Source organism: Agrobacterium genomosp. 13 str. CFBP 6927, assembly GCA_900012615.1.
Taxonomy (GTDB): Bacteria; Pseudomonadota; Alphaproteobacteria; order Rhizobiales; family Rhizobiaceae; genus Agrobacterium.
Genome location: LT009757.1, coordinates 1,823,284 through 1,845,380, shown reverse-complemented (window position 1 = coordinate 1,845,380; position 22,097 = coordinate 1,823,284). Strand labels below are relative to the sequence as shown.

Annotated in this window: 20 protein-coding genes; 9 read left to right on the top strand and 11 right to left on the bottom strand. The window is 61.3% G+C overall.

The annotated features are described in order from the left end of the window. Positions 1–49 precede the first annotated feature (49 nt). From AGR13A_RS22695 to AGR13A_RS22675, 5 genes are all read left to right on the top strand, one after another. A complete protein-coding gene (locus tag AGR13A_RS22695) occupies positions 50–919 on the top strand; it encodes an isochorismatase (RefSeq protein ID WP_080839704.1) in 870 nt (289 codons plus the stop codon). 13 nt (positions 920–932) lie between these two features. After that, positions 933–1,688, top strand: coding sequence for a 2,3-dihydro-2,3-dihydroxybenzoate dehydrogenase (gene dhbA, locus AGR13A_RS22690; protein ID WP_080839702.1), 756 nt, complete (start codon positions 933–935; stop codon positions 1,686–1,688). Positions 1,689–1,772: 84 nt separating this feature from the next. Then, positions 1,773–2,486 (top strand): 4'-phosphopantetheinyl transferase family protein, encoded by a 714-nt coding sequence (locus tag AGR13A_RS22685; RefSeq protein ID WP_080839700.1) that lies wholly within the window; start codon positions 1,773–1,775, stop codon positions 2,484–2,486. A 127-nt stretch (positions 2,487–2,613) separates the two neighbouring features. Beyond that, entirely contained in the window at positions 2,614–4,527 is a 1,914-nt protein-coding gene (locus AGR13A_RS22680; RefSeq protein ID WP_080839698.1) for a PhoX family protein, read from the top strand. Between the two features lie 256 nt (positions 4,528–4,783). Next, complete coding sequence (locus AGR13A_RS22675; protein WP_080839696.1) at positions 4,784–5,134, top strand: DUF488 domain-containing protein; 351 nt, start codon at positions 4,784–4,786, stop codon at positions 5,132–5,134. 54 nt (positions 5,135–5,188) lie between these two features. Here AGR13A_RS22675 and AGR13A_RS22670 read toward each other — a convergent pair whose 3' ends face one another. The 11 genes from AGR13A_RS22670 to AGR13A_RS22620 form a co-directional block, all read right to left on the bottom strand. Then, positions 5,189–5,584 (bottom strand): c-type cytochrome, encoded by a 396-nt coding sequence (locus AGR13A_RS22670; RefSeq protein ID WP_080840426.1) that lies wholly within the window; start codon positions 5,582–5,584, stop codon positions 5,189–5,191. 69 nt (positions 5,585–5,653) lie between these two features. Next, entirely contained in the window at positions 5,654–6,214 is a 561-nt protein-coding gene (locus tag AGR13A_RS22665; protein WP_035226969.1) for a gluconate 2-dehydrogenase subunit 3 family protein, read from the bottom strand. After that, positions 6,214–7,899 (bottom strand): GMC oxidoreductase, encoded by a 1,686-nt coding sequence (locus tag AGR13A_RS22660; protein ID WP_080839694.1) that lies wholly within the window; start codon positions 7,897–7,899, stop codon positions 6,214–6,216. Before AGR13A_RS22660 ends, AGR13A_RS22665 begins: the two co-directional genes overlap by 1 nt. Positions 7,900–8,048: 149 nt before the next feature. Further along, positions 8,049–8,903 carry a sugar phosphate isomerase/epimerase family protein gene (locus AGR13A_RS22655; protein WP_167377612.1) on the bottom strand — a complete coding sequence of 285 codons (855 nt, stop codon included), beginning with the start codon at positions 8,901–8,903 and terminating at the stop codon, positions 8,049–8,051. Positions 8,904–9,032: 129 nt separating this feature from the next. Next, complete coding sequence (locus tag AGR13A_RS22650) at positions 9,033–10,202, bottom strand: Gfo/Idh/MocA family protein (RefSeq protein WP_080839688.1); 1,170 nt, start codon at positions 10,200–10,202, stop codon at positions 9,033–9,035. An 11-nt stretch (positions 10,203–10,213) separates the two neighbouring features. Continuing rightward, positions 10,214–11,263, bottom strand: coding sequence for a sugar phosphate isomerase/epimerase family protein (locus AGR13A_RS22645; protein ID WP_035226961.1), 1,050 nt, complete (start codon positions 11,261–11,263; stop codon positions 10,214–10,216). Between the two features lie 33 nt (positions 11,264–11,296). Then, positions 11,297–12,319, bottom strand: a complete 1,023-nt coding sequence (locus AGR13A_RS22640) for a LacI family DNA-binding transcriptional regulator (protein WP_035226958.1) — start codon at positions 12,317–12,319, stop codon at positions 11,297–11,299. 3 nt (positions 12,320–12,322) lie between these two features. Further along, complete coding sequence (locus tag AGR13A_RS22635; protein ID WP_035226955.1) at positions 12,323–13,291, bottom strand: ABC transporter permease; 969 nt, start codon at positions 13,289–13,291, stop codon at positions 12,323–12,325. A 1-nt stretch (position 13,292) separates the two neighbouring features. Further along, positions 13,293–14,237 (bottom strand): ABC transporter permease, encoded by a 945-nt coding sequence (locus AGR13A_RS22630; protein WP_035226953.1) that lies wholly within the window; start codon positions 14,235–14,237, stop codon positions 13,293–13,295. Continuing rightward, on the bottom strand, positions 14,234–15,727 hold the full coding sequence (locus tag AGR13A_RS22625; RefSeq protein ID WP_035226952.1) for a sugar ABC transporter ATP-binding protein: 1,494 nt from the start codon (positions 15,725–15,727) through the stop codon (positions 14,234–14,236). The genes AGR13A_RS22630 and AGR13A_RS22625 overlap by 4 nt, the downstream gene beginning before the upstream one ends. Before the next feature lie 103 nt (positions 15,728–15,830). Next, complete coding sequence (locus AGR13A_RS22620; protein ID WP_003522041.1) at positions 15,831–16,853, bottom strand: substrate-binding domain-containing protein; 1,023 nt, start codon at positions 16,851–16,853, stop codon at positions 15,831–15,833. A 302-nt stretch (positions 16,854–17,155) separates the two neighbouring features. Here AGR13A_RS22620 and AGR13A_RS22615 point away from each other — a divergent pair, with 302 nt between their 5' ends. The 4 genes from AGR13A_RS22615 (at position 17,156) to AGR13A_RS22600 (ending at position 22,078) form a co-directional block, all read left to right on the top strand. After that, positions 17,156–17,551, top strand: coding sequence for a (R)-mandelonitrile lyase (locus AGR13A_RS22615; RefSeq protein WP_035226946.1), 396 nt, complete (start codon positions 17,156–17,158; stop codon positions 17,549–17,551). Positions 17,552–17,767: 216 nt separating this feature from the next. Further along, positions 17,768–19,399: a SulP family inorganic anion transporter gene (locus AGR13A_RS22610; RefSeq protein WP_080840424.1), complete on the top strand. Its 1,632-nt coding sequence runs from the start codon at positions 17,768–17,770 to the stop codon at positions 19,397–19,399. Further along, positions 19,383–20,000, top strand: a complete 618-nt coding sequence (locus AGR13A_RS22605) for a ParB-like protein (protein WP_080839685.1) — start codon at positions 19,383–19,385, stop codon at positions 19,998–20,000. The genes AGR13A_RS22610 and AGR13A_RS22605 overlap by 17 nt, the downstream gene beginning before the upstream one ends. Continuing rightward, complete coding sequence (locus AGR13A_RS22600; RefSeq protein ID WP_080839683.1) at positions 19,997–22,078, top strand: mechanosensitive ion channel domain-containing protein; 2,082 nt, start codon at positions 19,997–19,999, stop codon at positions 22,076–22,078. Before AGR13A_RS22605 ends, AGR13A_RS22600 begins: the two co-directional genes overlap by 4 nt. Positions 22,079–22,097 lie beyond the last annotated feature (19 nt).

Genomic DNA, 22,097 nt, shown 5'->3' with positions numbered 1-22,097 from the left:
CAAAGATTACGCGCCGCTCGAGCCGGCGCAGCACAAAACCGAGGTCATCATGACGATCCCCACCATTTCCGACTATCCGATGCCGGTCGCCGCAAGCTTTCCGGCCAACAAGACAAAATGGCAGCCCGATGCGAAACGCGCCGTACTGCTCATCCACGACATGCAGCGTTATTTCCTGCGGTTCTACGAGGCCGACGGCAAGCTGATGACCACCCTCATCGACAATCTCGCCAAGGTGAAAGCATGGGCCGTTCAGAACGGCGTGCCGGTCATCTATACCGCCCAGCCGCATAACCAGCCGCCCGGCGACCGCGCGCTCCTGAACGACATGTGGGGACCGGGTCTCACCGTCGTCGACCCCGAATTGCAGAAGGTGGTCGACAAGCTCGCGCCGACGCCCGACGACGTGGTGTTGACCAAATGGCGCTACAGCGCATTCCAGCGCTCCGACCTTGCTGAGCGCATGAAAGGCTGGGGCCGCGACCAGATCATCGTCGGCGGCGTTTACGCCCATATCGGCTGCATGATGACGGCGGTGGAAGCCTTCATGAAGGATATTCAGCCTTTCATGATCGGTGACGGCGTCGCCGATTTTTCCGAGGCCGAACACCGCATGGCGCTGCAATATGTGGCGACGCGTTGCGGCGTGGTGATCGACACCGCAAGCCTCGTCGGCGCGGGAGAGGCCACCGGCACCCGCGAATGGCTGAAAGCCCGCGTCCTGCAGATGGTGGAGGATGAAAGCGACATCGACCCCGATGAGAACCTCATCTTCTACGGGCTGGATTCGCTGCAGGTGATGAAGCTTGCCGGCGAACTGAAGGAGCGCGGTGTCGCCGTCGGCTTCGATGAGCTTGCGCGTGTGCCGACACTTTCGGCCTGGTGGGCGCTGATCGACGAAAAGCGGCTCGCAGCCTGAGCGGACGGACAAGATGACGCAACAGAGATTTACCGGGCGGCGCGTGCTGGTGACGGGCACGGCCCAGGGCATCGGCCGCCGCATCGCCGAACGTTTCATCGAGGAAGGGGCCGAGGTCATCGGCGTCGACCTTCTGGCTGACACGGCGGAGGTCCCCTTCCGCCAGATCGCGCTCGACATCACTGACGCGGCGGCGGTGGAGACGACCTGCAAGGCGATCGAGAGCGAATGGGGCGGGCTCGATATTCTGGTCAATGCCGCCGGCATATTACGGCTTGGCGACAGCGAAAGCCTGACGCCGGCGGACTGGAAGGCCTGCATGGATGTCAACGCCGCCGGGCCGTTCTATATGCTGCGGCAATGGAGCAACACCTTCAAGCGGCAGCGGCGCGGCGCGATCGTCAATGTCGGCTCCAATGCCGCCGTCGTGCCGCGCATCGGCATGATGGCCTATTGCGCTTCCAAGGCGGCGCTGGTCAGCCTCAGCCATTGCGCCGCCCTTGAGCTTGCCCCCTATGGCGTGCGCTGCAATGTCGTTTCACCGGGCTCCACCGATACGCCGATGCTTTCCGGCATGTTGAGCGATCCCGCCGGCAAGGAACGGCTGGTCGCCGGCCTGCCCGAGCAGTTCAAGCTCGGCATTCCGCTCGGCAAGATCGCGAGGCCGGACGATATCGCCGATACGGTGCTGTTCCTCGCCTCCGATCAGGCCGGCCATGTGACGATGCAGCAGATCGTGGTCGATGGCGGCGCGACGCTTGCGGCCTGAACAGGAGCGGAATGACGAAAAGCGTGAGCGGTTTCGCCATCCCGCTCACATCATGATCTAGGCCGCTGGATGAAGGTGACGGACATGGCCATTGCAACGGCGTTTCATCGCAAAGCCGTCTCCGGCGATCCACCGGAGGCCATCTGGCCTTGGCCGGACGACAGCTGCGATTGCCATTGCCTCACCCTTCGTTACAGCGCCGATGAGGGTTGCGGCGGCGAGGTCCCTCCCTTGCCGCCGCAGCTTTTACACGCCCTGCCCAGACGCAGGGCAGAATTCATCGCCGGGCGCAGATGCGCGGCCGAGGCCATCCGCCACCTCACCGGCCGCTCCACCTTTCCCGGCATGGGAGAGGACCGCGCGCCGATCTGGCCCGAAGGCGTGATCGGCGCGATTTCCCACAGCCATGAGCGGGCGATTGCCCTTGCCGGGTCTTCCGAGCGGTTCTGTGGCATCGGCATCGATATTGAAAGGCGCCTGACCGAGGAGGAGGCCGGCGATATCGCCGCGCAGGCCCTGACGGCAAACGAACGCCACAGCTTCGGGAATGACCTCGATCCCTTCATGACCGGCTTGATCTTTTCGGCCAAGGAAAGCCTGTTCAAGGCGCTTTATCCGACAGTGAAACGTTTTTTCTTTTTCGACGCGGCCGAACTGTCCGGCTTAGACGACAACGGCTCGGCCTCTCTGCGGCTGACCGCCGACATAGGCGGTGAATGGCGCAGGGGAACGGAGATTCCCTTCCGTTTCTGCCGCTTCGACGGCTTTCTCGTCACCCGCATCATGATCGGGCGCTAACGAAGAAAGCGGCCTCGCTGAAGGGAAAATGACCAGTTCCACTGCCCTTCCCGTCATTCGCATGAAATATTGAGACGGTAGGCACCTTGCTGGAATGATTCCAAACAAGCAACGGTGGAGACAGACTATGACCGACATCGATACAAGCAAATTGTCCTGGGACGAGTGGGACGAACTGCAGAACCCGCCGCCGGCCGAAACCGATTTCGACCGCGTGGTCGAAACCGCGATTTCCCGCCGCGGCTTTCTTGGCGGCGTGCTTGCCTTCGGTTCGGCCGCGGCCGCCATGGGCACGCTCGGCAACCTGATGACCAGCACCTCTGCCGAGGCGCAGGAAGCTGCCGCCGGTCGTTTCCCCTTCAAGCCGGTCGCTGCCGCCACCGACCACACCATCCATGTGCCGGAAGGCTACAGCTGGAAGCCGGTCGCCAAATGGGGCCAGCCGCTGTTCTCCAACGTTCCCGATCTCGATCCCGCCAAGGGCGTCAGCGTTGAAAACTCCGACAAGGTCTTCGGCGAAAACACCGACGGCATGGAACTGTTCATGGTCGGCGCTCATCAGCTGATCGCCGTCAACCATGAATATGTGAACCCGGAAACCAACCTGCCGCACGCCGAAAAAGGCAACCCGAAGACGGCCGACGACGTGAAAATCCTGCAGAACATGCAGGGCGTCACCGTCATGGAAGTCGCGGAAGGCAATGAGGGCTGGGAAATCGTTCTCGACAGCCCGTTCAACCGCCGTATCCACCACAACACGCCGATGAAGCTTTCCGGCCCGGCCGCCGGTTCCGATCTCGTCAAGACTGCCGCTGACCCGAAGGGCATCGACTGTCTCGGGACCTTCAACAATTGCGGCGCCGGCCGCACGCCCTGGGGCACCTACCTCACCTGCGAAGAAAACTTCAACGGCTATTTCGGCACCACCGACGCTGCCTTCAAGCTGCCTGACGACTACAAGCGCTACGGCATCGTCGCCGAGACCCGTTATGCCTATGAGAAGTTCGACGCACGTTTCGATGTTGCCAAGAACCCCAACGAGCCGCGCCGCGCAGGCTACGTGGTCGAGATCGATCCTTCGGATGCCTCCTCCACCCCGATCAAGCGCACTGCGCTTGGCCGCATCAAGCACGAAAACGCCGCCGTGGTAATTGCCCGTGACGGCCGTGTCGTCGTTTACATGGGTGACGACGAGCGTGGCGAGTTCCTCTACAAATTCGTCTCCAACGGCATCTATGTTCCGGGTGGCGACACCTCGAAACTGCTCGACGAAGGCACGCTTCACGTCGCCAAATTCGCCGATGACGGCGCCGGCGAATGGGTGGCTCTGACGCCCGAGACCACTGGCATGAAGATCGATGAAATCTGCGTCTTCACCCGTCAGGCCGCTTCCAAGGTGGGCGCGACGACCATGGACCGCCCGGAATGGGTCGCCATCAACCCGGTCGCCATCGAAGCCTATTGCGCGCTGACCAACAACAGCCGCCGCGGCGAAATGAAGGATGGCAAGCTGCGTGCCAATGCCGGCGGCGACGCCATGGCCGTCAATGCCGCCAACCCGCGCGAAAAGAACGAATACGGCCAGATCGTGCGCTGGTATCCGGAAAAAGACGACCATGCGGACGGCAAGTTCAAGTGGGACCTGTTCTGCATGGCCGGCAACCCTTCCGTTCACAAGGACGCCTTTGCCGGCTCCTCGAACATCAACGAAGGCAACATGTTCAACTCGCCTGATGGCATGATGTTCGACTCGACCGGTCTCCTCTGGATCCAGACCGATGGCGAAGACAGCAATGAAGGCAACTTCGCCGGCCAGGGCAACAACCAGATGCTGGCGGGTGACCCGGCCACCGGCCGTATCGAGCGCTTCCTCACCGCCCCGAAGGGTTCCGAAGTCACCGGCCAGACATGGTCCGGCGACAAGCGCACCCACTTCGTCGGCATCCAGCACCCCGACGCCCCTTTCCCGGATGGCGAAGGCAAGTTGCCGCGCTCAACCGTCATCGCGATCAAGCGCGACGACAACGCGCAGATCGGCTGACGTTTTGACATCAACGAACCGGGTCTCGGCATGTCGGAGATCCGGTTCCACTCTATAAACGCCGTGCGCCGAAGGACGCACGGCGTTTCGTTATCAGCGATCTCGGTACGTCGCTGGCATCACTCGAGGCCATTGTCTCTTAAGGCTCGCGAAGCCGGCAAGTTCCTCATGGCAAGGCTCAAGCGAGATCATTTTCCGGCGCAATTCCGCAAAAAATGTTGTAAATCGTCGGCTTGCCAAGCGAGGGAGGACGCCCATGCACGATATAAGGGTCAAGCGGATTTATGAGCCTGCCAGCGACGATGACGGCGCGCGCATCCTGGTGGACCGGCTCTGGCCCCGTGGCATGCGCAAGGAAACTGCACAGCTTTCCATCTGGATGAAGGAGATCGCGCCGAGCAACGAATTGCGCAAGAATTTTTCCCATATGCCGTCACGCTTTGCTGAATTCACCCGCCACTATGACGCGGAACTGTCAGCCAATCCGGACGCCGTGGCGCGCATGAAGACATTCATGGCCGAGGGGCGCGTGACGCTGCTTTATGCCGCCCATGACACCGAACATAATCACGCCCTCGTTCTCGCCGACTATCTCCGTTCGCACTGAATCTCGCCGCCTCGCCCGCAGGCCGGGCTCTCTCTCCCGGCAAGGTGTGCAGCCTTATTCAGCCGGTTTGGAGGCCGCGCTTTCGATATAGGCGATGAGATTGTCCAGATCTTCCGGCTTGCTGATGCCGGCCAGCGCCATCTTGTTGCCGGGTATTTTCTTCTTGGGCGCGCTCAGGAAATCCCGCAATTCTTCCGGTGTCCAGACAAGGCCGTCCTCGCCCGCTTTTTTCATAGCAGCCGAATAAGTATAGTCAGGCACGCCGCCTGCCGCACGGCCGATGATGCCGTTAAGCTGTGGGCCGACCCTGTTTTTCGCGCCCTCGCCTATGGCGTGACAGGCGGAACAGCGCTTGAAGGCTGCCTCCCCCTTGGCAACATCGCCTTCCGAAAGAGCGGGAACGGTGCTTGCGGTCAGCATAGCCGCCGCGATGATGAGTGTCTTGCGCATCATGTCATCCTTGTCTTGCCGTATGAATGCGGCCCGCCCGCAAATGCGGACGGGCCGATGGTTCTCTCTTCAGGTCGTGCCCCAGGCGGGCGTGCCCTTCTTGTAGGGAACGCGGTCTTCGAAACCGCCGGGAATCTCGTCGTAGACGAGAACTTCCGTGGCGCCGATCTTCGAGGTGAAGAAACCGAGCAGCGTCAGCTGCTTGACCAGCGTGAAGGCATGCGGCTTTGCCGGCGTCTGTTCCGCCTTGGCCTGCTTGTCCAGCGCGGCAAGCAGCGCCTGCCGCTGTTCCGGCGTCAGTTCCAGAAAGGCCTTTTTGTGTTCGGCCTGACTGCGTTTTTCGATTTCAGGGATTGCGGAAAGGAAGAGTGTCCGCTGCTCGTCGGTATAACAATCGGCAGCATAGACGGCCATGAAGGCACCCACTTCAGCATCCTTCGCCCCCGGCGTGGAGGTGCGTGGAATGATGGTTTCCGCCACCTCGTCCAGAAAGCGGATCTCCTCCGGGGTGAAGACGTGGGCGGCACCGGCTGGTTTGGCGGCGTTTTCCGTGGCTGTGAGAACATCCGCGCCGATCAGCGGAAGGCCGGTGGCAATGGCTATCAGTTTCAGCAGTTCGCGTCTGTTCATCACAGGTTCCCCTTCTTGCGTTCGGAAACGGCAAAATCGGCGGCACGCGCCGTCAGCGCCATATAGGTCAAAGACGGGTTGACGCAGGAGGCCGAGGTCATGCAGGCACCGTCAGTGACAAAGACGTTGGGTGCATCCCAGACCTGGTTGTTGCCGTTGAGGACGGAGGTTTTCGGGTCGCGTCCCATGCGGGCCGTTCCCATTTCGTGAATACCCATGCCCGGCGCATAGCTGCCCCTGGAGGGTTTGACATTCTTGATGCCGACCGCCTCGAACATCTCGACGGCGTCATTGACCATGTCTTCGCGCATGTCGAGTTCGTTCTGCTTCATCTCGACATTCATGGACAGGACCGGCAGGCCCCATTTGTCCTTCTTGTCTTGATCCAGCTTCACGCGGTTGTCGTGATAGGGAAGCATTTCGCCGAAGGCGGTCATGCCGATGGTCCAGCCGCCCGGCTCGGTCAGCGCCTCCTTGTAGTCGGCGCCGATATTGAGTTCGGCGATCTCCCGCTCCCAGCGCGAACGGCTGGCAGAACCCTGATAACCGAAACCGCGCAGATATTTGCGCTTGTCGTCGCCGGTATTGCGGAAACGCGGAATGTAGAAGCCCGCCGGACGGCGGCCCTTGAAATAGAAGTCCTCGAAGCCTTCCACCTGGCCGGTGGCGCCCATGCGGAAATGGTGGTCCATCACGTTGTGGCCGAGTTCGCCGGAGCTGCTGCCGAGGCCGCCTTCCCAGACATCGGTGGCGGAATTCATCAGCACCCATGTCGAGTTCAGCGTCGAGGCGTTCAGGAAGATAATGTCGGCGGTGTATTCGTAAGTCAGATTGGTTTCGGCATCGATGATCTCGACACCGCGCGCCTTCTTCTTGTCCTTGTCGTACAAGATTTCCTTGACGATGGAGAAAGGCCTGAGCGTCAGATTGCCGGTGGCGACCGCCGCAGGCAGGGTCGAGGCCTGCGTGCTGAAATAGCCGCCGAAGGGACAGCCCAGCCGACACTTGTTGCGGAACTGACAGCGCGTGCGCTCCTGATCGGGAAGTTCCTGGGTAATGTTGGCGCAGCGCGAATTGATGAGGTGGCGCGTGCCCTTGAACGCCTTTTTCAGCCGGCTGGCCACATCCTGCTCCACGAAATTGAGTGGAATGGGCGGCAGGAATTCGCCATCGGGGAGAATATCCAGCCCCTCGCGGCTGCCGGAGATGCCGGCAAAGCGTTCGACATAGTCATACCAGGGGGAGACGTCTTCATAGCGGATGGGCCAGTCGACCGCGATACCGTCTTTCGCATTGGCCTCGAAATCGGTCTGCGACCAGCGATAGGTCTGGCGGCCCCAGAGCAGCGAGCGACCGCCGACATGGTAACCGCGGAACCAGTCGAAGCGCTTTTCCTCGACATAGGGCGTTTCCTGCTCATCGGCCCACATGCCGAGCGTTGCCTCTTCCAGCAGGTAATCGCGGCTGAGAACGGGGTATTTCGCCTTCATCTCCTGCGTGGCACGGTTGCGATGGGGATAATCCCAGGCTTCCTTGTCGGCATTCTGATAGTCGGTGATGTGTTCGATGTTACGGCCGCGCTCCAGCATCAGGACCTTCAGGCCCTTTTGCGTGAGTTCCTTTGCGGCCCAGCCTCCACTGATGCCCGAGCCGACAACAATCGCATCATAATGATTGTTTGCCATGATAACTCCTCCGATGTGAGCTTGGAAAAAACGACAGGACGAAGCGCTTCCCGTCGCGACGCGGCGGAAACTGGTCATGCGTCTGTCGAACCTCATGCTCCCCGCCGAAACCGGCCGCCGGGGAGCGGTTCTGGTTTTACTGGCAGTGTTTACTGAATGGTCGGCAGCTGTTCGCTAAGGAACGCGTTGCCCTTGGTCACGACCGCTTCGGCATCGAGCGGAAGGTCGTGCTCAAGGATGAACCATTTTGCGCCGGCCTGTTTGGCTGCCGGCAGGATCGTTTTCCAGTCGAGCGTGCCGGTGCCGAGCGTCGCAAAACCGCGCTCATTTTCCGCCGTGCCGGCCGGCGCGTTGTCCTTGGCGTGGATGGCAAAAACCTTGCCCTTCAAGGTGCCGAGGAATTCTGCCGGATCATTGCCGCTGCGCGCCACCCAGGCGACATCGACTTCGGCCTGCAGTTTCGGGCCTGCCGCGTCGAGCAGCAGTTCGAGCGCCGTCTTGCCGTCGAATTTGACCATCTCGAAGTCGTGGTTGTGATAAGCCATGGAGAGGCCCGCCGCCGAAAGCTTGTCCGCGTAACCGCTAAGCTCCTTGCCGAAGGCTGTCCAGCCGGCGGCGTCCTTCGGGCGGTCTTCCGGCTTCAGGAACGGCACGGTTACGACGGGGTTGCCGACGGCCTTCTGCTCGGTGATGACCTCATCGAGATTGCCGCGCAGCTTGTCGATCGGCACATGCGAGGAAATGACCTTGATCTTGTGCTTTTCCAGCAGCGTGTTCAGTTCGCCGGCGCTGACCTTCTGCATATCCACGGTTTCCACGGCGGAAACGCCAGCGCGGTTGAGAATGGCAAGCTGTTCTTCCAGCGTTCCGGAATTGCGCAGCGTGTACATCTGCGCGGCAATCGGCAGCACCTTGCTGTCATCGGCAAAAACCGGATTTGCGAAACCGGCCGCCAGTCCAACCACGAATGCCATGCCAGCGAATTTTGACTTGAACGTTTTCAAACGCGTAACTCCCTTTCCGTTTGATCAATATGACGACACGCGTGCCCTCGCCTTTCCCGGCCGTCTGGCCGGGTCATGCCGGGCACCGCCTCCTGTGCCCTGCGTCGTCCGTCCCCGATATTGGGTGAGCTAGATGTCGATCCCGACCCAGGACGAGGTCCGACTGGACCGGACGGCCGCATCGATGAATGCGAGACCCGCAAGGCCGTCCTCTATGCCGGGGTAAATCACATCCCCGGCGGCCGTTTTTCCCTCCCTCTTTGCGATGATTGCATCTGCGGCTTCGCGGTAGATCGTCGCAAAACCCTCGAGATATCCTTCCGGGTGCCCTGATGGCACGCGGCTGACGCGGTTGGCGGCATCGCCTGCACCCGCGCCGTTGCGGGTGATCAGACGCTTCGGCTCGCCGTAAGGTGTGAACCACAACTCGTCCGGCACGCGATGGTGCCATTCCAGCCCACCCTTGTCGCCGTAGACCCGCAGCGACAGGGCATTTTCATTGCCAACCGCGATCTGGCTCGCCCAGAGCATACCTTTTGCGCCGCTTGCATAACGAAGCAGAATATTGGCGCTGTCATCCAGCTGCCGGCCCGGAACGAACGACGTCAGATCGGCATAAACGCTGCTTGGGATTTCACCCGTCACAAAGGCGGCGGCGTTGAAAGCGTGCGTGCCGATATCGCCGATTGCCCCGCCTGCACCTGAACGGCTGGGGTCGGTACGCCATTCCGCGCCCTTTGCGCCTGTCTTTTCAACGGCTTCGGTCAGCCAGTCCTGCGCATATTCGGCCTGAACATGGCGCAGCTTGCCGATATCGCCGTTTGCGATCATCTCCCGCATCTGCCGTAGCATGGCGTAACCGGTGTAGTTGTGCGTCAGGACGAACAGGCTGTCGGATGCCCTGACGATCTCGGCCAGCGCCTTTGCTTCCTCCAGCGTCGCGGTAACCGGCTTGTCGCAGATGACGTGGATGCCGGCTTCGAGAAAGGCCTTGGAGGGGGCGAAATGCAGATGGTTCGGCGTGACGATGGCGACTGCCTCGATACCGTCCTCGCGCCCAGCCTCAGCCGCCGCCATGTCCTCGAACGAGGCATAGGACCGCTCCGGTGCAATGCCGAGCAGGGTTGCCGAAGCGGCTGCACGTGCGGGATCGGAGGAAAGCGCGCCGGCCACCAGTTCGTAACGGTCATCCAGCCGGGCCGCGATGCGATGCACCGCACCGATGAAAGCGCCCTGACCGCCGCCGACCATGCCAAGACGGATACGGCGGCTATCGAATTTTGCTATCGTGGAGGACATGAAGTTTCCTTTCAGAGACCGAGAAGGCGACGATTGGCGGCATCATCGACACCGCTTTTGGCGAAATCGTCGAAAGCCCGTTCGGTCACGCGGATGATGTGGTTTTCAATGAAGCCGGCGCCTTCGCGCGCGCCGTCTTCCGGGTGCTTCAGCGCACATTCCCACTCCAGCACCGCCCAGCCGTCGAAGTCATATTGGGTGAGCTTGGAAAACACCGCGCCGAAATCGACATGCCCGTCGCCGAGCGAGCGGAAACGTCCCGGCCGGTCGACCCAGCCTTGATAACCGCCATAAACGCCGGAACGGCCGGTCGGATTGAACTCGGCATCCTTGACGTGAAAGGCGCGGATGCGCTCGTGGTAGATGTCGATGAAATCGAGATAATCCATCGCCTGGAGGACGAAATGGGAGGGATCGTAGAGGATGTTGGCGCGCGGGTGGTTACCGGTGGCTTCGAGAAAACGCTCGAAGGTGATGCCGTCATGCAGATCTTCGCCCGGATGCAGTTCGTAGCAGAGATCGACGCCATTCTCCTCGAATGTATCGAGAATAGGTGTCCAGCGCTTGCCCAGCTCCGCAAAGGCCATTTCGACAAGACCCGCCGGGCGCTGCGGCCAAGGGTAAACGAAGGGCCAGGCGAGTGCGCCGGAGAAGGTGGCGTGGCTTTTGAGACCGAGATGCTGCGAGGCTTTCGCCGCATATTTCAGCTGGTTGACCGCCCATTCCTGCCGCGCCCTGGGTTTGCCGCGCAGTTCAGCTGGTGCAAAACCGTCGAACATTTCGTCATAGGCCGGGTGAACGGCGACAAGCTGGCCCTGAATATGGGTCGAAAGCTCGGTGATCTCGATACCGATTTCCGCCAGACGGCCCTTGATATCGTCGCAATAGGTCTTGGATGCAGCGGCTTTCTCAAGATCGAAGAGCCTGGGATCGGTCGGCACCTGAATGCCCTTGTAACCGAGGGAAGCCGCCCATTGGCCGAGATTGTCGAGCGTGTCGAAGGGGGCCTTGTCCCCGACAAATTGCGCGAGGAAAATCGCCGGGCCTTTGATCGTCTTCATGTCCTTACACTCCTTGCATTCACAGTCTGGCCGCTACCGATGCGGCGGGCGGCAGGGCGCGACCGAGCCGCGCACCACCAGTTCCGTATCCAGCACGATGGTCTCGGCCGTGCGTTTTCCGTTCAGGCGATCCACCATCAGCGCCATGGCCCTGCGGCCCATTTCCTGCCGGGGCTGACGCACCGTGGTCAGCGGCGGTTCGAAGGCATTGGCGAAAATGATATCGTCGAAGCCGATGACGGAGACATCGGCCGGAACCGAAACGCCGCGCGCGCGCAACTCGCTGATCGCACCAATCGCCATCTGGTCGCTCGAGGCGAAGATCGCGGTGAAGGCAATGCCGCCTTCAAGAAGGCTGCCAATTGCCTGACGGCCGGCCTCGATGCTGTAATCGCCCGTCACGACAAGTTCGTCGGCATAAGCGATGCCGGCTTCGGCAAGTGCCGCGCGATAACCATCGAAACGCTCCTGCGCCAGACTTTCCGGGACCGGACCGGCCAGATGCACAATCCTTTGATGCCCCGCCTCGATGAGGTGGCGCATGGCGTTTTTGGAGGCGGCGCGGTTGTCCACCTTGACGGTCGGCAGCGCGAGGCCCGGCACCGTTTCCGACGCGATGACAATCGGCGGCAGCGCGTCACCCTGCTCGAGAAGCTCGGCGGGAAACTGGCCGGTCATCAGGATCAGGCCGTCGGCATGTTTCTGGCGTACCATGTCGATATGGGTCGCCACGCGGTTCTCGTCGTTGCGGGCGTCACCCATCAGCACCTTGAAACCCGCTTCGCCCGCCGCTTCCTCAACGCCTTTGTAGATTTCAAGATAAAACGGGTTGCCGATATCGCGAACGAGAAGAATGACGGTATTATTGGACTGACGGCGGAAGCTTGCCGCCTGCGCATTGGGAACGAAGTTCGCCTGCCGGACGGCGTCGAAAACCTTCTTTCGGGTTTCCGGGCGAACCTTGTCGGGTTGCTGCAGCGCCCGCGATACGGTCGCGATGGAAACGCCCGCGAGAGCTGCCACTTCCCTGATATTCGAACCTTGGTCTTTGCTCATCTGTCACACACGCAACTGCTTTTGGCGGCCATAAAGCAGCATCAGCGCTAGCAACGTGACACCGAATATGATCTGCCGTGCCCATACATCGAGGTTGAGCGTTATCAGTACGCTTTGCAGAATGGTGAGCGCAACTGCCCCGGCCATGGTTCCGACATATCCACCCGCACCGCCGGCAAGCGAGGTGCCGCCGATGACAACAGCGATGATCGACGGAAGCACATATTGATCGCCGACGGAGATGAAGGAGGTGCCGGTATAACCGATCACGCACACCCCGGTCAGCCCGGCAAACAGGCCGGAAAACCCGTAAAGCAGCGTGCGGATCAGGGAAACCGGCAATCCGGTGAGCGTCGCCGCCCGTTCGTTCGAGCCGATGGCGTAGATGGCGAAACCGAAGGCCGTGCGGCGCAGGACGAACAGCATGATCGCGGCGATGCCCAGCCAGACGAAGAGCACGCCGGGAATGCCGAAAATGAGCGGCCGGTTGATGAAGCCTGCCAGCAGGGGGGCTGCCGCGCCTGATGGAACGCCCTGCGAATAAACGACCAGCCCACCCTGAATGACTGCCGTCATGCCGAGCGTCATGACCAGCGGCGGAATGCGCACGAAGGTGATGCCGAGACCGTTGATGAGGCCGATCAGGAAGGGGATGCCGCCGGCGACGAGAATGGCGAGCGGAATGCCCGCATTCTGGCCGTTCATCATGTTGCCGGCAAGGACCGCGCCGAGTGAGATCATCGCGCCGACGGAAAGATCGATGCCTTCGCGCCCGCCTAGGATGACGAGGTTCTGGCCCGCCGCGACGATGCCGAGAATGGCGGCAATCGTCAGCAGCCGCACGATCTGCGAACCCTGTGCGAAGCCGGGCGACAGCAATTCGCCGACCAGCAGCAGGAAGACCGATGCGCCAATCGCGATGGTCAGGGGATCGGTAAGGAGGGTTTTGAGTTGCAAGCCGGGATTGGTCATATCAACGCCTCGTCACCAGAACACCGCCGGCCAGCGCCGTCAGCACGATCAAACCCTGCACCAGTGTCTGGTACTCGAAAGGCAGCCCCGCAAAGAAAATCACATTACCGATCATGCCGAGCACCAGCGCGCCGGCAATCGACCCTGTCGAGCTGCCGAAACCGCCCGAAAGTGCGGTGCCGCCCAGAACCACGGCCGAGATTGAGGACAGCGCCAGACTTGCACCCAGCAGCGGGTCGCCCGAGGCCGTCTCCCCCGTCAGGCACAGCGCCGCCAGCGCCGAGAACAGACCGGAGATCATATATGCGCCGATGCGGATGCCCGAGAGGCGCAAGCCCGTCTGGAAGGCCCCGGTGCGATTACCGCCCACCGCGAGAAGGTGCGTATGAAACGGAATGCGCGACACGATGAGGGTGAAGGCGATGCCCCCAATCAGCACCCACAGCACGAAGGGCAAGCCGATGAAGCTGCCGGAATAGGTCTGCCAATAGGCTTCCGGCACCGGAAGACCCGCCTGCGGCAACACCCAGATCGCCAGCCCGGCAAAGATGATGCCGGTTGCGAAGGTGGTGACGATCGGCTGAAAGCGCAGGCCGGATATGAAGAGACCATTGACCAGTCCGCAGAGCAGCCCGACTGCCACACCCGCCGCCATGCCGGCGAAAACGGCCCCCGTCGTGCCGCCAAGTGCGGCGATGACGCTGACGGTGACGACATTGGCAAGCGCCACGATACTGCCGACCGACAGATCGATATCGCCTGCCAGAATGACATAGGTCTGGCCGATGGCCACCAGGATCAGGGGCAGAAACGTCGTCAGGTTCGATTGCAGCACGGAGGGCTGAACGAAGGAAGGCTGCAGAAACGTGTTCACGGCGATGAGAAGCGCCAGTACAACGAGGGTGATGACCCATGGCTGCCTGCGCAGAAAACCGGAGGCGCTCATGCGGCATCTCCATAGGCGGCGCGGGTCATGTTTACGGATGTCATGTCGGCTCCGGTCAGTTCCGCAGAAATGCGCCCACCGTTGAACACAAGAATGCGGTCGGCATATTCGAGGATTTCCGCATCCTCCGAGGAATAAAGAAGGATGGTCGCACCGGCATCGGCCTGTTGCCGCATCAGGGCGAAGAGATCGGCCTTCGCGCCAAGATCGATGCCCTTGGTCGGATCGTCGAGCAGCAGCAGTTTCGGCGCGGTGGCGAGCCAGCGGGAGATGAAGATCTTCTGCTGGTTGCCGCCTGAAAGCGTGCCTATCGGCATATCGAGGCCGGCGAACTTCGTCTTCATGTCGTCCGCGACCTTCTGCACCCGCGGCTTCAGCGTCGCAGGACGGACCAGCCGCATCTTTTCGCGCACCATCAGCGCCGCGACGAGATTTTCGAAGATCGACCGACCCTGAAGGGAAGCGTCACGGCCACGGTCGCCAGAGACATAGGCAAAACCACTATGAACCGCCTGCGAAGGCTTGCCGATGGTGATTTCACGGCCCTCGAACCGGATTTGGCCGGCAGCAAATGGGCTGGCACCGAAAAGACCCTTCAGCAAGGCCGACTGGCCCTGACCCTGCAGGCCTGCCAGACCGACGATTTCGCCCGGATAGGCTTCCAGAGAGACACCGCGCACGCCCTCACCCGCCACATCCGTCAGCTTCAGGCTCGGCGCAGCAGCCGAACGCCCGTTCTGACGGGCAGGAGCGGCCCGAACATCGCCGACCATGTCGTGCACGACGGCCTCACGGGTGGTGACTGCCGTATCGAGTTCGGAAATCGTCGCGCCGTTGCGCATCACGGTGATGCGGTCGCAGACGGCGAAAACCTCGTCGAGACGATGGGAAATCATGATGGTGGAGACACCGTCGGCCTTCTTGGCCCGGAGTATCTCAAAAAAGCGCTGGGACTGGCGGCCATCGAGCGCCGCCGTCGCCTCGTCCATGATCATCAGGCTGGCATTCTGGGCGAAGACCTTGAGGATTTCGACGAGCTGCCGCTGATCCGGCGGCAGATTGCCGACGATCGCATCCGGCTCCAGCCCTTCGCCAGCCACGCCGTCAAACAGTGCGATCAGTCTCGCCGCTTCGGCCTTCAGCGCCTTGCCGTCGACAAAGATGCCACGTTTCGGCTCTCGGCCGAGGAAAATATTGTCGGCGACCGAAAGCTGCGGAACGAGGCTGAGTTCCTGATAAAACAGCGCAATACCGGCATTTTCGGCGTCCCGCGGGCTTTTGAAGCGCACGTCTTCACCATTAAACCTGATCGCACCGCTGGTCGGCGCAACCGCACCCGCAACGATCTTGCAGAGCGTGCTCTTGCCGCAGCCATTGGCACCCAGCAATGCGTGAATTTCACCGCGACCAACCGTCAGCCTGCCGTCGGAAAGCGCGCGCACCGCGCCAAAATTCTTCGTTATGCCGGCCGCTTCCAAAGCGTTCGCCATCGCATGTCCCCGAATAATGCTTGTCACAGGCGGCCGGCCAAAGCCCGGTCCGCACTCGAAATTCTGGTTCGGGCCGGCGCTTGTCGCCGACCCGAAACGCCTCTTACTTGAAGAACTCGCCGGCCTGTTCCGGCGTCACGGTCGCCGTGACGGACCAGTAGCCAGGCTTGCCATCGGCGGCTTTGATATTGTCGGCAAGGTTGTCGTTGCTGACGAAGGGGATCGGAATATAGATGGCGTTACCATAGGTGCCGCCGAAAATGCCGTCCTTGAATTCCTTGCCCTGAAGCTTCAGGACAGCGACGTTGAGTGCGCTGGCCATGACACCCGGAGGATTGACCGAAGCGCCGGAATTGAACTTTTCCTTTTCCCAGCGGGTCATGAAGTCCTTGCGGATTTCACCGGTCGCGGCAATGTCCTTGGTCTTGCCGGCGGCTTCGATGGCGCGCCATGCGCCATCCGCCATGCCGTCCTGCACCCACACACCGCTGATATCGGGATAGGTGGCGAGCAGGTTCTGCATGGCCTGCTGGCCCTGCGCCTGATCCCAGCTCGCATTGGCTTCGTTCAGCACCTTGATGTCAGGGTATTTCTTGAACACTTCGCGATAACCGGCGACACGGGCTTCGTTTGCCGGATTGCCGGCAATGCCGTTGATGGCGACGACGCTTCCCTTGCCCTTCAGCGCATCCGCAAGCCATTGCGCGGATTGCGCCGCCCATGCCTTCTGGTCGATGCCGACATAGAGCGCATCCTTCGAGGACACTTCGGCGTCGGTTGCGATGACGAGAATATTGCGCGCCTTGGCCTGCGCGAAGATCGGATCGAAGGCCGTCGGGCTGCCGGGGTTGATGAGGATCGCATCGACGCCCTGGTTCATGAAATTGCGGATATGACCGATCTGACCCTGCACATCGACATTACCGCTCTGAACGACGACTTCGACCTTGACGCCCTTTTCGCCCCACGCTTTGGCGGCAGCCTGGGCCTCTTCGATCATCTGCGTGCGCCATTCGCTGCCGACGAAAGAATTGGAAAGACCGATCTTGAAACTCTGTTCCTGGGCGTGCGCCGACGTGCCCGCCGCCAGCACCATAGCGGCAGCAGCCATCAAATGTCTAAACATGAAATTTGCTCCTCCAAGCACGGTTTTTAACTAATGAAACCGTTTACATGCGCAAATGTAACCGGTTTCATAAATGAGTCAATCCCGAGAATGATTTTTGTTGCGATGGCGTGAAGGAGTCAAAAAAACGTTGCAGGCGCCCGGAAATACCCACAAAAGCGAGATGATCCCCGTATACAATCAGCACTGCGGTTTCAGAAAAGGGCGTTGAGCCTGGCCGCCAGATCAGCCTTCATTCCCCTGTGGACAAGAGGGGAATTCCCGCATCAAATCGCAGCACGATATCAGGCAGGAGAACGACCATGGAAATATTGCGCGCAGGAACACGGGCATCGGCCAAGGGGCCTGAAGCCTGGTTCACGGGTACGGTCCGCATCGATCCGCTCTTCAACCCCTTTGACGCAGAACGGGTGCAGGGCGCGCAGGTCACCTTCGAGCCGGGCGCCCGCACCGCCTGGCACACGCATCCGCTCGGCCAGACGCTGATCGTGATGTCAGGGCTTGGCAGGGCCCAGCGAGAGGGTGGCCCTGTCGAGGAAATCCGCCCCGGTGATGTCGTGTGGTTCGCACCGGGCGAAAAGCATTGGCACGGGGCGGCGGCGAATGTCGCCATGATCCATATCGCGCTTCAGGAAGCAAAAGACGGCAAGGTCGTGGACTGGATGGAACACGTCACGGACGACCAGTACCGCGGTTGAGACGGCTAGGCCGGGATGACGGATTGCCTCCCGGGCGTTTGACAGCGTCAAGGCACACCGGAAGGTAGCAAAATAGTCTGGACGCATGATTTAAACTTTGACTTGTATCCGCAATGGGTGAAACCTCTATCCCATTGCGGGAACATGGTGGAGAATCGTGGTCTTACCGGGTGCAAGCTCCCTTGCCTTTATCACCGCCAATGCGGCCGCCGTTCCATGCGCGTAACGTTGAACCGGCGTGATGTGATTGCGGGACTGTCGATCGCCGGCCTGATGTTACCGGAAGCCATCGCCTATTCGGGCATTGCCGGTGTTCCGGCCCAGCACGCCATCCTCGCCGCCATCATGGGCTGCATCGTTTACGCTTTCTTTGGCCAGAGCCGTTTTGCGGTCGTCTCGCCCACATCCTCCTCCGCCGCAATTCTGGCGGCGATGCTGGCGACATTATCTGTCACCCCCGCCCAGAAGATGCTGCTCGTTGCCATTACGGTCGCTCTGGTGGGCGTGCTGTTTCTTCTTGCCGCCGTCACGCGGCTCGGTGCGCTGTCGAGTGTGATTTCGCGCCCGGTGCTGCGTGGGTTCGCATTCGGCCTCGCCATTCTGATCACGATCAAGCAATTGCCCAGCCTGTTCGGGATAAAGGAGACCACTGGCGAGCCGCTGGCCATCCTCCTGCAAATCCTCTCCCAGCCGCAGGACTGGAACCCTGACAGCATCGCGATTGGCGTAACCGCCCTTGCCCTATTGCTTCTCCTGCGCAGGCGTCCTGCCATTCCCGGCAGCCTCGTTGTCATCGTGGCCGGTATTGCAGTCTCGATGTTGCTCAACCTGGAGAGCCAGGGCGTCGCCGTCGTCGGCACCATCGACCTTGCCGGCATATGGGCCGGGCCGCTCTCGGTCTCGCTCGACGACGTTGCGCATGTCGCCCGTTTCGCGCCGCCGCTCGTCCTCATTCTCTTTGCGGAGTCATGGGGCACGGTGCGCAGCTTCTCGCTGCGCCATGGCGAGAGCGTCGATTCCAATCGCGAACTCAGAGCGTTCGGGCTTGCCAATATTGCCAGCGCCGCCGTGCAGGGCATGCCGGTCGGCGCAGGTTTTTCCGCAGGGGCGGCAAGCGAGGCGGTTGGCCCGCAGAGCCGGCTCGCCTCGGCCATCGCCGCAATCGGTCTTGCGGCCTTCAGTCTCGTCGCGTCCGGCTGGTTCGCCTTCATTCCGCAAGCGGTTCTTGCCGCCGTCATTGCCGTGGCGCTTCTGCACGCACTCGATCCCACACCGATCATCCGTCTCTGGCGGCTTGGTAACGATGCCTATCTGGCGCTTGCCGCCGCAGCGAGCGTGCTTGCCTTCGGCGTGCTGAACGGCATGCTTGTCGCCGTCGCCCTTTCCTTCGCCGTCTTCGTCCGGCGGCTTTCCCTGCCGCATGTGATGCATCTTGGCCGGCTGGGTGACAGCCACGACTTCGTCGATATGGAACGCCACCCGGATGCAACGGATGTATCCGGCATGATTATCCTGCGGCCCGCCCAGCCACTTTTTTTCGGCAATGCGGAACCGATCCTCGCCGCCGTTACCAAACGCATCGCCGCCCGGCCGGAACTGCGTATCGCAATCGTCAGCCTCGAGGAAAGCTTCGAACTGGATTCCACCGCACTCGATGCGCTTCTGGAGTTCGATGCCTCGATGCAGCACGGCGATATCGTGGTTTATTATGCGCGCGTGCATGATCATGTAAGGGATTTGCTGCTTGCCGGCGGCGGAAACGATCTGGTTGCGCGCAGCAATTTCAGCGTCGATGATGCCGTGACGGCGGCCATGCGCCGGGAGGAGAGTCATGCCCAACAACCTTGAACCGCATCTCAGCCCGGTTGAAATCCTCTCGCTCAGGCCAACCCAGATGACCGTCGGCCTGCGGGAGGTTGAAACCAAGCGCCGGCAATGGGCCGCCATCCAGGCGGAAAAGGGGGCCGACTTCCTCGGCCACCACATGGTTCCCGTTGTTGTCGGCTACAAACAGCGCCTTTACCTTGTCGATCATCACCACCTCGCCCTGGCCTTGCACAATGAAGGGGTGAAACATGTGCTGACGAGCATCGTTGCCGATCTCTCCCATCTCGGCAGGCAGGAATTCTGGTCGGTCATGGACCACCGCAGCCTCGTTTATCCCTTCGATGCGGACGGCGTACGCCGCCCCACGGACGATCTTCCGAAACAGATCGTGGACCTCGAAGACGACCCTTTCCGTTCGCTGGCCGGCGCCGTGCGCGACGCCGGCGGTTTTGCCAAGATCGAAGCGCCTTTCAGCGAATTTCTCTGGGCGGATTTCCTGCGGCGCAGGGTTGACCGCAAAGAGTTGCGGCATTCCTTCGAAGACGCGGTGGCGGAAGCGATGGAACTGGCGCGCTCGCGCGATGCCCGGCATCTCCCTGGATGGTGCGGAGCGGATCGATGACCACCTTTTCCTGCTTTTTCAAATCGATCGCTTGCGCCGCCATCACGCTTTTCGTGCTGGGCACAGCCGGCCTGTCCGCACAGGAACTGCCGCCCCCGGTACAAGCACCCTCCCCGCAACCGACGACGGAGCAGAAGGTCGACCAGCTGCTGCAGCTTCTCGGACAGGATGATGTTCGCGCGCTGCTCACACAAAAGCTTGCCGTGAGAGGGGCTGAACCGCCGCCGCAACTGACGCCACAGAGCCAGTTGAGCGATCTCGACGAGTGGGCGAGCAAACGACGGGAACATCTGGCCCGAATTGCTGGCGACCTGCCCGCCATGTCGACGCAACTAACCTCCGCGCTGGAAAAGCTTGGCGACGAGATTGGCGCTTATGGTTCCTTCGTCTTCCTGCTGCACATGCTGATCCTGTTCGGCGCAGGCATTGCCGGCGGCATCGCCACGAACCGGATCATCGTGATGCAGGCATCCCGCAAAAACGGCGCGGATATCGGCAAGCAAGCCTCTGCTGTCGTTTCCCGAAAACTTCTTCCGGTCCTCGGTTATGGCCTTGTCGCCGTAACCGTCTTCCTTGCCATCCAGTGGCCACCCCTGCTGAGCGCCGTTCTGTTGCCCTGGCTTGCGCTCAGCGTCATCCTGCCCCTGCTTTTTGCCTTCACCGGGCTGCTGCGGCAGGTCGTCGGCCGTGAGGCCAATGTCCGGCGCGATTTCTGGATTGTCCGCTGGACATGGCTGCTGACGCTTGCCGGGATTTTCTGGGCGCTGCTCCGAACACTTGAAAATCTCGGTGTCCCACGCGACACGCTCGGGCTCTTATCCGCCGCCATGGTGGGCTTCCTGTTCCTGCTCGCCGGCATCTGGATCTGGCGGCGCCCGGGCGGCGCGCCGGGTTCGGAACGCACAAGGGCGATCGATGTTGCGCTGATCTTTGGCCTCATCATCCTTTTCGGGCTGCGGCTCGCCGGGGCCGGCGTCCTGTTCTGGATCGGGCTTTATGCGCTCGTTCTGCCCGGCCTCGCCACCACGCTCGGCATTGCCGCGCGAAAACTCGCGACCGATATAGGCGGCTACGGAGAGAGCGACCTTCGCCCGGTTCTGGCCGAGCGCGGCATGCGGCTCGCCATCGTCGGAACCGCGATAGTGTGGCTGATCTTCCTCGTCCGCGCCCATCCGGATTCCCTGCCCGATGGCACTTTGCTGACCTCGATTGTCGTTGGCGTCCTGCACGGGGCGCTGATCCTGCTTCTTGCCGATCTCGTCTGGATCGCCATCAAGTCGATGATCGCGCGGCGGCTGGAACTGAGCGCTCCGGCACCCGACCAACCGGGCGGCCAGCCACAGGATGACCGGCTGCTGACCATCCTGCCGATCCTTCGCAACATGCTCGGCATCATCATTGCCGCCGTCGCGGTCATGACGGCGCTGTCTGAACTCGGCGTCAATATCGGGCCGCTGCTGGCAAGCGCCGGCATTTTCGGCATCGCCATCGGTTTCGGTTCGCAAACGCTGGTCAAGGACATCATCAGCGGCGTCTTCTACATGATCGACGATGCCTTCCGCGTCGGTGAATATATCCAGAGCGGTTCCTATCGCGGCACCGTCGAATCCTTCAGCATCCGCTCGGTCAAACTGCGGCACCATCGCGGGCCGATCTTCACCGTACCGTTCGGATCGCTCGGCGCCGTCGAAAACATGAGCCGTGACTGGTCGATCGACAAATTCATGGTCACCGTCGCCTTCGATACCGATATCGCCAAGGTCAAAGCCATCACCAAGGAAATCGGCAGGGCGCTGAAGGAAGACCCAGAATTCGGGCCGTTCCTGATTGAGACCGTCAAGCTGAAAGGCGTGGAGCAATTCGGTGAATACGGCATGACGCTCGGCTTCGGCATGATGCTGCGCGCCGGCGGCCAATCTTCGATGGTGCGCCGGAAAGCCTATTCGATGCTGAAGGATGCCTTTGCACAAAACGACATCCAGTTTGCCAGCATGGCGGGCGCTTATCCCGCTGCATCACGCGCCGCCCGCCCGCCCGAGCGTGAGGCGGGCGGCGAGACGGGGCCGGTGGAAGAATAAAATCCATTGGGCCGGCAAA